Consider the following 12,518-nt stretch of genomic DNA (forward strand, 5'->3'; position numbering starts at 1 on the left):
CAGCGAAACATATTGCACCATGAGCAACGCAATAGGCGGCAACCCGAACGCCTCATCCACACCGCCGCAGGGGCCTGGCGAGGTCGCATCCGCCGCCCCGAGGTCCTCCTCTTCAGCCACGGCGAAAGAAACCGGTGGGGTCATCGCCGTGACGCGCGCCCTCCAGTTGCTGGAGGCGTTCTCCCTGGGCGAATCGCATCTGCCGCTCGCAGAGCTGAGCCGCCGCTGCGGGTTGCACAAGACCACCGTGCTGCGCCTGGCGCGCACGCTGGCGCAGTCCGGCTTCATGGTGCAGCGCGAGGACGGCGACTGGCGCCTCGGGCCGGCGGCGGGCTGGCTGGGGGCGCGCTACCAGGCGGGGTTTGACGTGCAGAACGTGCTGGAGCCGGCCTTGCGCGAGCTCACCCAGGCCACGGGCGAAAGCGCGGCGTTCTATGTGCGTGAAGGCAACGTGCGCACCTGCCTCGTGCGGGTGGAAGGCCCACAGGCGCTGCGCCACCATGCCCGCATGGGTGAAGGCCTGCCGCTCGACAAGGGCTCGCCGGGCCGCGTGATACTGGCCTTCTCGGGCGAACCTGGTGCGGACTACGAAGACATCCGCCAGCGTGGCTACCACTGGTCCATCGGCGAGCGGGAGCACGGCGTGGCCACCGTCTCGGCGCCCGTGTTCGGCATGCATTGGCGGCTGATGGGCTCGGTGTGCATCTCGGGGCCGGAATCACGCCTGCCCGAAGCCCGTCTGCAGGCGCTGGCCAAGACGGTCACCGCAGCGGCCACACGGCTGTCCTATGCGCTGGCGGGCAGTTCCGCGCCCCCCTCCTCCACCGGGATGCGCGCGACCCAGTGGCATCCGTGATAAGTTGCAGGCGACCATTCGCGCCAGCCACAACACAACGGAGACAACCCTTGAGCCGCTACCCCTTCCCCGACCTCGCTGCCCTGCCCGACGACATCCGCGCCCGCATTCTCGAAGTGCAGGAAAAGGCCGGCTTCGTGCCGAACGTGTTCCTGGCATTTGCTCGGCGACCCGCCGAATGGCGTGCGTTTTTCGCCTACCACGACGCCTTGATGCTCAAGGAGGAAGGCAGCCTGACCAAGGGCGAACGCGAGATGATCGTCACCACGACCAGCGCCGCCAACCAGTGCCTCTACTGCGTGGTCGCGCACGGTGCCCTCCTGCGCATCTACGAAAAGAAGCCGCTGGTGGCCGATCAGGTGGCGGTCAATTACCGCAAGGCCGACATCAGCCCGCGCCAGCGGGCCATGCTCGACTTCGCGATGAAGGTGTGCAGCCAGTCGCATGCCATCGAGGAAGCGGATTTTCCCGCCCTGCACGCCCACGGCTTCGATGACGAGGACATCTGGGACATCGCGGCCATCACGGCATTCTTCGGCCTGTCGAACCGCATGGCCAGCTTCGCGGGCATGCAGCCCAATCCCGAGTTCTATCTGATGGGCCGCGTACCGCGCCCAAAATAGCGCCCTCGAAATGCGTTGACCCGCCCCAGGCGCCTCCGCCATACTGGGACAAAGCAATCACACGGCAAGAGCTGCAGCCAGCAGCCGCCTCGGCTTTGCAATACCCGCAAGAGGGGGAGGAAAACCATGGAACTCGCGTTTCGGAATGCGTGCGCGTCTGCGTCTGCAACCGCCTTTGCCATTGCGTTGGCATGCAGCGCCGCACTGCCCGCACAGGCCCAGTCAGACACCTCGCGGCGGGTGTCCAACCCACCCCTGCTGGAGTTGCAGCGCAAGGCGCCTCGCAGGCTCCAGCTGGCAGCGGGCCCGGCCACGCGCGCCGTGTCCCACGAAGCCTCGCTGGACCTGAACGTCGTCTACACCGACGGCAAGCTCTGGAACCCGGCCGAGCAGCGCTTCGACAAGGTGCGCCTGCGCAGCTACCAGGGCACCCGCGTCGATCCCAAGGCGCCTTTCGTCTCGCCCATGCTGGAGATCCGCCCCGGCGACACCATCCGCATCCGCCTGAACAACCAGTTGCCGCCCGACCCGAGCTACACCACGTTCACCGGCGGGGTCAATACGCCGCACTGCTTCAACGGCACCAACCTGCACACCCACGGCCTGTGGGTGAACCCGGCAGGCAATGGCGACAACGTGCTGATCTCCATCAACCCAACGGTGAGCTTCGAGTACGAATACAACATTCCCTCGGACCATCCCGCCGGCACCTTCTGGTACCACACGCACCGCCATGGCTCCACCGCGCTGCAGGTGGCCAGCGGTATGGCGGGCGCACTCGTCATCCGCGGCGACCGGCCGCCCACTCCCACGCAGACGGGCGATGTGGACACCCTTCTGCGGCCCACTGCCCGCCAATCGTTCAAGGAACGGGTGCTGGTGCTGCAGCAGATCCAGTACGCCTGCCGCGACAAGAACAACCGCATCCAGTTCAACCCGGACGGAACCTACCGCTGCAACGAAGGCGACGTCGGTGGCATCGAGCACTACAAGGCCGTGGACAAGGAGGACAAGGACCAGTTCGGCCCCGGGTCCTGGCCGGCCTCCGGGCGCTACACCAGCATCAACGGCGAGGTGCTACCCACCTTCGAGGGCGCGAAGGCCGGGCAGATCGAACGCTGGCGCACCATCCATGGCGGCGTGCGCGACACCATCAACCTGGAGTTCCGCAAGCTGCGGCCGGGCGCACGCAGCGCACAGGCGCTGCGCGCCAGCGAGCACGATGCCTACATCGAACAAAATTGCACGGGCGCCCCGCTGCCCCAGCACCTGATCGCAGCCGACGGGCTGACCACCGCTGCGGCGATCCCCAGCACGCAGACGGTGTACCAGCCGGCTTACCGCTGGGACACCTTGATGGTGTTTTCCGAGGCGGGCGGCTACTGCGTGATCGACGCCGCCTCGCCCGCTTCGGCCAGCGTGAACCAGGCGCCCCCGTCGCGCCAGTTGCTGGGCACAGTGAGCAAGGTCGCCCCTGGCAATCCCGTTCCTCAGAACATTTCGGCGTACCTCGCAGCGGAACTGGCTGCCGCTGCCGCCATCAACCTGCCCTCGGACGTGCGGGCCCAGGTCAGCGCTGAATTGAAGGATGGACTGAAGCTCACCAGCTTCGTGCCCCACCCCACCGTGCAGGACAGCGAAGTCACGGGCACGCAGACCCTCGCATTCAACATCGACCTGAACGCCCAGCCGATCCAGTTCCAGGTGAACGGCAAGCCCTTCGATCCGAACCGCGTCGACCGCGTGCTGACCTTGGGCGGGGTGGATGAATGGACGCTGCAATCGGACTTCGTGAGCCACCCGTTCCACATCCATGTGAACCCGTTCCAGATCGTCAAGATCCTCGACCCGGACGGCAAGGACGTGTCCGGACCGGACGGCGACGACAAGGCGGACGGCACCGTCGACCCGCAATACCGCGCGCTCAAGGGCGTGTGGAAAGACACGCTCTGGGTGAAGAACATCGCAACCAAGGAAAAGCCCAATGGCAAGTACACGCTGATCGTGCGAACGCGCTACCAGCGCTACATCGGGGACTACGTGCTGCACTGCCACATCCTGGACCACGAAGACCAGGGAATGATGCAGATCGTGCGGGTGGCCTTGCCGGACGGCGCTGGCGGGGCCAGCAAGGGCCACCACTGACCTCAAGGCCCGACGCCCCCCCGACACCGGAGAACCTCCACATGATCAGCGAAAGAAACGCACTGAAAACCGCGGTCGCCGCCGGCCATCACCCCGTTCTCGGGCCTGATGCCCCGAGGGAACTGATCTTCAGGATGCACCGGCAACCTCGACCGCATCTGCCCGTCCGGGAACGCGCGTGGCCGACGGGAGATCACCGCGCTTCGCGGTGCACCCGCTGCGCGCCTTCACCGCGGCGCAGCCACAGCGCAGCCAGCGGTTTCTCGTCTCCCTGGCAGGTGATGCCCCCTGCCCCCGGCGGGGCAGCCGGTATGCCTGCTGATCGGTTGTTCTATCGACGGCATCCCCCACGAGTGCGGGCGAGCCGCCCTTGCCATTGAACTCTTTCCCACCAAATGACCATGCCTGCAGCATCCCGTTCCACACCTGCCACGGCCTTTCCACGCACCCAACGCATCGGGATCTTGGTGTTTCCCCAGTTCGAGCCGCTCGACGTGTGGGGCTTCATCGAGGCGTTTTCCATCGCGCGCTTCATCGGTACCTCCTATGCCAACGCGCCGGCCCTGCCGTTCGAGATCGTGCTGATCTCCAACGAGTGCAGGCCGGCCGCGAACGGTGCCAGCCCTGCGCCGGTTCCCGCGCCGGTGGCCAGCTTCAACGGCCCCCGCGTGGCGCCGGATCTGTTCCGCGACGAGGCGCTGGAGCAGCCGCTGGACCTGCTCATGATTCCCGGCGGACAAGGGGTCGGCACCTTGCTGATGGACCCGGACACCGCAGCCGTCCAGGCCTTGGTGCAATGGGTGCAGGCCATGGACCAGCACGTGGCCGTGGTCACTTCGGTCTGCACCGGCGCGGCCATCCTGGCGCAATCCGGCCTGCTGGATGGGCGGCCGGCCGCCACCAACCACCAGGCCTTCGGCTGGGTGGCGGGTTTCGGTCCCGCGGTGCTGTGGGACAACGTTTCGCGCTGGGTGGATGCGGGCAAGTACGTGACCTCGGCGGGCGTGTCCGCAGGGACCGACATGGCCTGGCACCTGGTTGCTCGCCTGGCTGGCCGTGCCGTGGCCGAAACGGCCGCCCTCGCCGCCGAGTACGACTGGCACCGCGATCCGGCGCAACCCATCTTCTACCCCCAGCAGGCTGCGGTGCCTTCTTCCTGAGCCCTCTGCCGACGTCAGCAGAAGGGGGGAGCGCTAATCCCCCGCGTCGGCGCGCAGCATGCCCCACAGCATGCGCACCAGTTCGTCCTCGAACGCGGGCTGGCCCAGCAGGGGCGAGTCCTCCAGCGCGGCGCTGCGGATGGCGCCCATGATGGCGCGCGTGGCAACGAACATCATGGCCGGCGTGGGAGCGCGCACCGAGGTGTCGCCCACCTCGATCAGCGGGCCAGCGCCAGGGCATTGCGCTCCGCCCCTTCGCGCAGCGCGGCCGTCACGCGGTCGTGGTGATCGATGCGCCAGCCCAGCCGCACCATGCCGCGCCGAACCCGCGAATGGCCGCCGGTGCCGAAGGCCGCCACCAACAGCCGAACCACGTCGCGCAGCACGGCCTGCACCTCACGCCGCTGGGCCACGGCCTCGTCCAACAGCTCGCGCAATTGCTGCTGCACGCGGTTGCGCTCGCGCTCCACCATGGCCAGCACGATGGCCTCCTTCGAGGGGAAATACTGGTAGAGCGTGCCGATGGAAAAGCCCGCCACCTGCGCGACCTTGTTGGTGGTGACGCCCTCCTCGCCTTCCTTTTCCACGATCTGGGCGGTGGCGCCGAAGATGGCCTCGATGGTCTGGCGCGCCCGCGCCTGCGTGGGCTGGCGGCGCATGCCGGAGGAACTGTCGGGGGATGGAGATTTCTTCAAAGGCGGCTTTCGAGCGGTGGACGCGGCACGGCAGGGCCAAGCCCTGGAAACTGAATGGTGCTCAGAAACGGTGGCGGCGGCAAGGGTGCCAGCGTCACTTGGCCCCAACCATCCGCCCCTTCAGCCGGCGGATGCCGTCGATTGCCGCTCGATCAGGCGAAAGCCAAGATCAAAGATGGTTTGCGGGCCCGCGTTGCCCCGGCAACGGTCGATGACCAGTTGCGCCGCCAGCCGGCCGATCTCCGGGCCATCGACATGCACAGTGGTGATCGAAGGCAGCATGTGCTCGCTGAAGTCGGCATTGCCAAAGCCGCAAATGGCGAGGTCCTGCGGCACCCGCAGCCCGCGGGCCGCGGCCTCGACGAGCACGCCATGCGCCAGCGTGTCCGAACTGCACGACACGGCCTGCAGCCGCGGCTCTTGCTCCAGCAGCTCCGCCAGGGCCCTTCGCCCCAGCGCCAGGCTGCTGGGTGCGGGTACCGTGGCGGTCGGCACGTCTCGCCCCAGGGTGGCGACGAAACCCTCGCGGCGCAGCATGGCTCGGTGATCGCCGCCCGTGGCAATTCCCACGCGCTGCCAGCCCCGGGACAGAAAGAACCCTGCCACCGCGCTGCCCACTTTCAGGTGCGAAAAGCCCACCACCATGTCCACGGGGCGGTCGCTCAGGTCCCAGGTTTCCACCACGGGAATGCCGGATCGGCGCAGCCGGTCGCGCGCGCGCTGCGATTGCACCAGCCCGGTCATCACCAGCCCGTCGGGCTGGCGGCCGATCATGGTGTTCAGCACGGCCTCTTCGCGCTCGGCGTCGTAGGCGGTCTGGCCCAGGATGAGCTGGTACCCCTCGGCAGCCAGCGTGGTCGTCAGGCTTTGCACGGTGGGCAGGAACTGCGACACCGACAGCGCCGGTACCACGGCCGCCACCATCAGGCTGCGGCGGGACTTGAGCCCCCCCGCCAGCAGGTTGGGGATGTAGCCCGTCGCCTCGACGGCCTGCTGCACCCGGGCCTTTGTCTTCTCGGACACCACCCCCGGATTGCTCAGCGCACGCGAGGCGGTGATCAACGACACGCCAGCGGCCTTGGCCACGTCGTGAAGCGTGGCCGCCTTGAAGTTGGAGGGGGCGTTCATGGGGGTTTCGGAGCACACCGGTCGGGCGAAAGACGAGGACCATACCGCATTCCACGGCACCGCCCGTGGCGAGTGCACCGCTGCATTCCAGAGCACGTCCCGGACGCCAGCGGCGGTCACGGACAAGGGGAAAACCCCCAGCAGAAAAGCTTGCCGACCGGAAATGACAACGATATCATTTCCAATGCGCGCACACAGCGCACCTGGAAAAATCATAAAAACATGTCGATCCTGTAATGTTTTTGGCGGGGCTTCACCTTCCAACCAAAAATGACAACGTTCGCATTTCCATTAGGAGACAAATCATGAAACGATTCCTGGCAGCCATTTCCCTCGGCATTCTGGCTCTCGGCGCCCAGGCACAGGCCTGGCCCGAAAAACCCGTGACCCTGGTCGTGCCCTTCCCGCCTGGCGGCTCGACCGACCAGGTCGCACGCGCCGTGGGGCCCCGGTTGACGGAGAAGTTCAAGCAGTCCTTCCTGGTGGACAACAAGCCCGGCGCCACCGGAACGATCGGCGCCACGTTCGTGCAGCGGGCCGCGCCCGATGGCTACACCTTCCTTGTGACCTCCCTGGGGCCGCTGGTCATCGTGCCGCACCTGCTCAAGGGCCTGCAGTACGACGCGCTGCATGGTTTCGACCTGATCACCGTGGCGGTGCAGTCGCCCAACGTGCTGGTGGTGCCGGCCAACTCCCCGCACAAGACCGTGGCCGACGTCATCGCCTACGAGAAAGCCAACCCCGGCAAGATGAGCTTCGCCTCGGCCGGCAACGGCTCGAGCGACCACCTCACCGCCGAGCTGTTCTGGCAGCAGACGGGCACCAAGGGCGTGCACATTCCCTACAAGGGCGGCGCACCGGCCCACACCGACCTGATCGGCGGTCAGGTGGATGCCTCGTTCCAGAACATCAACGCCGTGTCGCAATACATCAAGGCCGGCAAGATGCGCGCGCTGGCCATCACCAGCGCCAAGCGCTCGCCGGTGCTGCCCGACGTGCCCACGCTGGCCGAAGCGGGCGTGCCCAATGTCGAGGTCGCTTCGTGGCAGGCCATCGTCGCACCCAAGGGGCTGCCACCGGCCGTGCGCGAAAAGGCCCATGCCGCGTTCGTCGAGGCGCTCAAGGACCCGAAGGTGCGCGAGCAGTTCACGTCGATCGGCTTCGAGATGGTCACCAACACGCCCGAGCAGTTCGCCGCCTTCCAGCAGCAGGAGTTCGCCCGCTGGAAGAAGGTGATCGAGACCGGAAAGATTTCGATCGACTGACCCTCGCCCTGCCTGCCTGGCGCCTGCCCCCCGGTTTGCCCGAATGACCTGCACTGCACCATGACCGCTTCCTCGTCCCCCTCCTCTTTCAGCGACAGCATCGCCTGGGTCCGCATCTCATCGTGCTACCTGCCCCTGGCCAACCCCATCAGCGATGCCAAGGTGCTGACCGGACGGCAAAAGCCCATGACCGAGATCGCCATGCTGTTCGCCGAGATCGAGAGCAAGGACGGCCACCGGGGCCTGGGCTTCAGCTACTCCAAGCGGGCGGGCGGGCCGGGGCAGTTCGCGCACGCCCGGGAGGTCGCGCCGGCGCTGCTGGGCGAAGACCCGAGCGACATTTCCCGGCTGTGGACCAAGCTCTGCTGGGCCGGCGCGTCGGTGGGGCGCAGCGGCATGGCGGTGCAGGCCCTCGGCGCCTTCGACGTGGCGCTGTACGACCTCAAGGCGCACCGCGCGGGCCTGTCGCTGTCCAAGCTGCTGGGCTCGCAGCGCGACTCGGTGCGCTGCTACAACACCTCGGGCGGCTTCCTGCACACGCCGCTGGACCAGCTGCTGCGCAACGCCAGCGCCTCGCGCGAGCGGGGCATCGGCGGCATCAAGCTGAAGGTGGGCCAGCCCGACCATGCGCTCGACATCCAGCGCGTGGAGGCGGTCCGCAAGCACCTGGGCGATGCCATGCCCATCATGGTCGATGCCAACCAGCAGTGGGACCGCCCCACCGCGCAGCGCATGTGCCGCGTCTTCGAGCCCTTCAACCTCGTGTGGATCGAAGAGCCGCTGGACGCCTATGACTTCGAAGGCCACGCCGCGCTCGCCGCCCAGTTCGACACGCCGATCGCCACCGGCGAGATGCTCACCAGCGCGGCCGAACACGGCGAGCTGATCCGCCACCGCGCGGCCGACTACCTCATGCCCGACGCACCCCGCGTGGGGGGCATCACGCCGTTCCTCAAGATCGCCGCGCAGGCCGAGCACGCGGGCTTGAGCCTGGGCCCGCACTTCGCGATGGAACTGCACGTGCACCTGGGCGCGGTCTATGCCACCGAGCCCTGGGTCGAGCACTTCGATTGGCTCGAGCCGCTGTTCAACGAGCGCCTGGAAATCCGCGACGGCCGCATGATGGTGCCCACGCGCCCGGGCCTCGGCCTGAGCCTGAGCGAGCAGGCCCGCGGCTGGACGCGCGAAACAGCGGAGTTCGGCACCCGCGCGTGAGCCCGGCGCCATCGACAATCGAGCGGCATGCCGCATGCAAAGCCCCCAGAACATCGCCCCACCCACGACGACTGCCCCATGACAGATTCCGCTTCACCCACCCGCCCGCCCCTGACCGTGCAGATGCACGCGGCAGACAACGTGGCCATCGTCGCCAACGACGGGGGCCTGCCCGCAGGCACGGTGCTGGCCTCGGGTCTGACGCTCGTCGACCGCGTGCCCCAGGCCCACAAGGTCGCCCTGGAAGACATCCCACAGGGCGCCGCCGTGCGCCGCTACAACGTGCCCATCGGCTACGCCATCCAGCCCATCCCCGCCGGCAGCTGGGTGCATGAGCGCCTGCTGCACATGCCCGAGGCCCTGTCGCTGGAGGGCCTGCCCCTGGCCACCGTGCGCCCCGAGCCCCTGCCCCCGCTCACCGGCTACACCTTCGAGGGCTACCGCAACGCCGACGGATCGGTGGGCACCCGCAACATCCTGGCTATCACCCAGACCGTGCAGTGCGTGGCCGGCGTCACCGAATTCGCCGTCGCGCGCATCAAGGCCGAACTGCTTCCCCGCTTTCCCAATGTGGACGACGTGGTGGCGCTGGAGCACACCTACGGCTGCGGCGTCGCCATCGACGCGCCGGACGCCGTCATTCCCATCCGCACCCTGCGCAACATCAGCCTGAACCCCAACTTCGGCGGCGAGGTGATGGTGGTCAGCCTGGGCTGCGAGAAGCTCCAGCCCGAGCGCCTGCTGCCCCCGGGCAGCATCCCGCTGGTGGACGAGCGCAGCGTGGCCGACGTGGGCACCAGCGCCGAACCCAAGCTGGACGTGGTTTGCCTGCAGGACGACGCCCATGTGGGTTTCATGTCCATGATCGACTCCGTCATGCGGCAGGCGGAAAAGCACCTGGAGCGCCTGAACGCCCGCCGCCGCGAGACCGTGCCCGCCGCCGAGCTGGTGGTCGGCGTGCAGTGCGGGGGCAGCGACGCCTTCAGCGGCGTCACCGCCAATCCGGCCGTCGGCTTTTGCACCGACCTGCTGGTGCGCGCGGGCGCCACCGTCATGTTCTCGGAAGTGACCGAGGTGCGCGACGGCATCGACCAGCTCACCTCGCGCGCCAGCACCCCGGAAGTGGCCCAGGCCATGATCCGCGAGATGGCCTGGTACGACGCCTATCTGGACAAGGGCCGGGTGGACCGCAGCGCCAACACGACGCCGGGCAACAAGAAAGGCGGCCTCTCCAACATCGTGGAAAAGGCCATGGGCTCCATCGTCAAATCGGGCAGCGCCCCGATCTCGGGCGTGGTCTCGCCCGGGGACAAGGCCACGCAGAAAGGCTTGCTGTATGCCGCCACGCCGGCCAGCGACTTCATCTGCGGCACGCTGCAGCTCGCGGCCGGCATGAACCTTCACGTGTTCACCACGGGGCGGGGCACGCCCTACGGGCTGGCCGAGGTGCCGGTGATCAAGGTGGCCACGCGCAGCGATCTGGCGCGGCGCTGGCACGACCTGATGGACATCAACGCCGGGCGCATCGCGGACGGGCAGGCGACCATCGCGGACGTGGGCTGGGAGATGTTCCACCTGATGCTGGAGGTGGCCAGCGGGCGCAAGAAGACCTGGGCCGAGCAGTGGAAGCTGCACAACGCCCTCGTGCTGTTCAATCCCGCGCCCGTGACCTGAGCGGCCCGGCGGCACCGGCCGCCGAATGCGATGACGGCCGCGTCACGCGCCGACCAGCGCGCGCACCCAGGCCGGCAGGTCCACGGCTTTCTTGCGCGGAAAGTCCACCCAAATGGTCGTGGCACCGCCCGCCGCGCACACCACGCCCGGCCGGTCCACGCGTTCCATCGTGCCCCAGGTCTCGAACGTGGTGCGCCCCGGGTCGCTCACATAGAGCTTAAGCAGCACCTCGGCCGGGTACTCGAGCTGCTGGTAGAAATTGCAGAAGGCATTCACGATCACTGGCCCCTGGCCCTGCGGGTCGGGATTGCAGCCCGCCGCGACCAGCCAGTCGATGCGGGCCGTCTCCAGATAGCGGAAGTACACGGTGTTGTTCACATGGCCCATGGCGTCCATGTCGCCCCAGCGCACGGGAAAGCGCATCGTGTGCACGAGCGTCTTGGCTTCGGGAATCTCGATCTTCATCGGCGGCCTCGGTTGGTGCCGGGCGTGCGGGGCGGAATGCGCTGCAGACGGCCCGGCGAAGACTAGCGTCCACCCGCACAGCGTATCGCACGGCAGTCCCTGCACAGCGACCTTTTCCCAAACATGAGCACGGCGGCCAAAGCGGGACGGTCGCTCGACCACCTCACGGCTGAAACGCAGCATCCACGCGGTCCCGAGGCCTGGCTGCAGGCGATCGGGCTGCCCCGGAAAACCTGAGCGGTAGGCGAGTAGCGCGTCCGGTCTAAAACTGAATAATCCTCAGAAAACGGAGCCCGGCGGTGTTGCCGGGCCACCGCCGTTTCTGGAAAGCCGCCTCCCATGTCCGAGATCCCCGCCTCCCCCGACCCCGCAGCCGCCGCCGCAGCCACCCTCCCCGTGCGCAAGCTCGAAGTGGACCTGCAAAAGGGCTTCGCCCGCCACTGGCATGGCGGCGATGCCTTCCGCACGCAGTTCTTCAATGCGCTGTCGATGAGCTTTCCGGTGGGCGAGCAATTCTTCATCGATTCCGTGCGCGATGCCACGCCGTTGCTGGGCAATCCCCATGGGCCGCTGGCCACCCGCTTCCAGGCCCTGTTGCGCGGCTTCATCGGGCAGGAAGCCACGCACCGGCATCTGCATGGGCTCTACAACGCCGAGCTGGAGCGCCAGGGCCTGCAGAACCACTGGCAGCACTGGGCGCGCGGACGCATCGCCCGCCTGCACCTGCGCACCAAGAATCCGCTGCACGCCCTGGCGGTCACCTGCGCCTACGAACATTTCACGGCCCTGCTGGCCGATGGCACGCTGCGCCATGGGCGCTGGCTCGATGGCGCCGACGCCACGCTGCAGACCGTGTGGCGCTGGCATGCGGCCGAGGAGACCGAGCACCGTGCCGTCGCCTTCGATCTCTACCGCGCGGCGGGCGGCAGCAACGCCTGGCGGGTGCGCTGGTACTTGTATGTGGCGCTGGTATTCACCGTCGATGCGATGCGCCAGACGGTACTGAACCTGCAGCGCGACGGCACGCTGTGGCGCCCCTCAACGGCCTGGAGTGCGCTGCGGTTCTTCTGGGGACGCGATGGCGTGGCCTGGCGCTCGGTGCCGGCGCTGGTGCGCTACCTGCGCAGCGACTTCCACCCCGATCAGGAGCACGCATCGCCCACGGCCGCGGCGCTGGCCCAGCAATGGCTGCAGGCGAACGCCGAGCGCTTTCGCGTGGTGGGGCGCAGCTGATCTCATTACTATTATTTTTATAGCAAAACGCCCTAGTTCCCATTGCGCTGGAGGGCGAT

At 67.7% G+C, this 12,518-nt stretch carries 12 protein-coding genes; 8 read left to right on the forward strand and 4 right to left on the reverse strand.

The window, feature by feature from the left end:
* The first annotated feature begins 19 nt into the window (after positions 1-19).
* The 4 genes from AC27KI_RS03270 to AC27KI_RS03285 all read left to right on the forward strand — a co-directional run bounded on the left by AC27KI_RS03270 (position 20) and on the right by AC27KI_RS03285 (position 4,784).
* The gene (locus AC27KI_RS03270; protein ID WP_487088738.1) at positions 20-856 is read left to right on the forward strand and encodes an IclR family transcriptional regulator; all 837 of its coding nucleotides are present in this window, start codon (positions 20-22) and stop codon (positions 854-856) included.
* 50 nt (positions 857-906) lie between these two features.
* Entirely contained in the window at positions 907-1,479 is a 573-nt protein-coding gene (locus AC27KI_RS03275; protein ID WP_487088736.1) for a peroxidase-related enzyme, read from the forward strand.
* Positions 1,480-1,719: 240 nt separating this feature from the next.
* Positions 1,720-3,624: a multicopper oxidase family protein gene (locus AC27KI_RS03280; protein ID WP_487112559.1), complete on the forward strand. Its 1,905-nt coding sequence runs from the start codon at positions 1,720-1,722 to the stop codon at positions 3,622-3,624.
* Positions 3,625-4,025: 401 nt separating this feature from the next.
* Entirely contained in the window at positions 4,026-4,784 is a 759-nt protein-coding gene (locus AC27KI_RS03285) for a DJ-1/PfpI family protein (RefSeq protein ID WP_487112561.1), read from the forward strand.
* 33 nt (positions 4,785-4,817) lie between these two features.
* On the opposite strand, the gene AC27KI_RS03290 is transcribed toward AC27KI_RS03285, so the two are convergent.
* From AC27KI_RS03290 to AC27KI_RS03300, 3 genes are all read right to left on the reverse strand, one after another.
* Entirely contained in the window at positions 4,818-4,997 is a 180-nt protein-coding gene (locus AC27KI_RS03290) for a hypothetical protein (RefSeq protein ID WP_487112563.1), read from the reverse strand.
* A gap of 5 nt (positions 4,998-5,002) precedes the next feature.
* A complete protein-coding gene (locus AC27KI_RS03295; protein ID WP_487112565.1) occupies positions 5,003-5,479 on the reverse strand; it encodes a TetR/AcrR family transcriptional regulator in 477 nt (158 codons plus the stop codon).
* A gap of 120 nt (positions 5,480-5,599) precedes the next feature.
* Positions 5,600-6,607, reverse strand: coding sequence for a LacI family DNA-binding transcriptional regulator (locus AC27KI_RS03300; protein WP_284430896.1), 1,008 nt, complete (start codon positions 6,605-6,607; stop codon positions 5,600-5,602).
* Between the two features lie 305 nt (positions 6,608-6,912).
* Here AC27KI_RS03300 and AC27KI_RS03305 point away from each other — a divergent pair, with 305 nt between their 5' ends.
* The 3 genes from AC27KI_RS03305 (at position 6,913) to garD (ending at position 10,761) form a co-directional block, all read left to right on the forward strand.
* Entirely contained in the window at positions 6,913-7,872 is a 960-nt protein-coding gene (locus tag AC27KI_RS03305) for a Bug family tripartite tricarboxylate transporter substrate binding protein (protein WP_284400249.1), read from the forward strand.
* A gap of 60 nt (positions 7,873-7,932) precedes the next feature.
* Positions 7,933-9,087, forward strand: coding sequence for an L-talarate/galactarate dehydratase (locus tag AC27KI_RS03310; RefSeq protein WP_317358928.1), 1,155 nt, complete (start codon positions 7,933-7,935; stop codon positions 9,085-9,087).
* 78 nt (positions 9,088-9,165) lie between these two features.
* A complete protein-coding gene (gene garD / locus AC27KI_RS03315) occupies positions 9,166-10,761 on the forward strand; it encodes a galactarate dehydratase (protein ID WP_317358925.1) in 1,596 nt (531 codons plus the stop codon).
* Positions 10,762-10,803: 42 nt separating this feature from the next.
* Here garD and AC27KI_RS03320 read toward each other — a convergent pair whose 3' ends face one another.
* On the reverse strand, positions 10,804-11,226 hold the full coding sequence (locus AC27KI_RS03320; protein ID WP_317358922.1) for an acyl-CoA thioesterase: 423 nt from the start codon (positions 11,224-11,226) through the stop codon (positions 10,804-10,806).
* 339 nt (positions 11,227-11,565) lie between these two features.
* Between AC27KI_RS03320 and AC27KI_RS03325 the strand changes: the two genes are divergently transcribed.
* On the forward strand, positions 11,566-12,459 hold the full coding sequence (locus AC27KI_RS03325) for a metal-dependent hydrolase (protein WP_487112569.1): 894 nt from the start codon (positions 11,566-11,568) through the stop codon (positions 12,457-12,459).
* Positions 12,460-12,518 lie beyond the last annotated feature (59 nt).

It is taken from the genome of Acidovorax sp. KPB24-03, from assembly GCF_057546605.1.

Coding starts and splice junctions, on each gene's coding strand:
- AC27KI_RS03305 (WP_284400249.1), top strand. CDS start 6,913: ATGAAACGATTCCTGGCAGCCATTTCCCTCGGCATTCTGGCTCTCGGC.
- garD (WP_317358925.1), top strand. CDS start 9,166: ATGACAGATTCCGCTTCACCCACCCGCCCGCCCCTGACCGTGCAGATG.
- AC27KI_RS03270 (WP_487088738.1), top strand. CDS start 20: ATGAGCAACGCAATAGGCGGCAACCCGAACGCCTCATCCACACCGCCG.
- AC27KI_RS03320 (WP_317358922.1), bottom strand. CDS start 11,226: ATGAAGATCGAGATTCCCGAAGCCAAGACGCTCGTGCACACGATGCGC.
- AC27KI_RS03310 (WP_317358928.1), top strand. CDS start 7,933: ATGACCGCTTCCTCGTCCCCCTCCTCTTTCAGCGACAGCATCGCCTGG.
- AC27KI_RS03300 (WP_284430896.1), bottom strand. CDS start 6,607: ATGAACGCCCCCTCCAACTTCAAGGCGGCCACGCTTCACGACGTGGCC.
- AC27KI_RS03325 (WP_487112569.1), top strand. CDS start 11,566: ATGTCCGAGATCCCCGCCTCCCCCGACCCCGCAGCCGCCGCCGCAGCC.
- AC27KI_RS03285 (WP_487112561.1), top strand. CDS start 4,026: ATGCCTGCAGCATCCCGTTCCACACCTGCCACGGCCTTTCCACGCACC.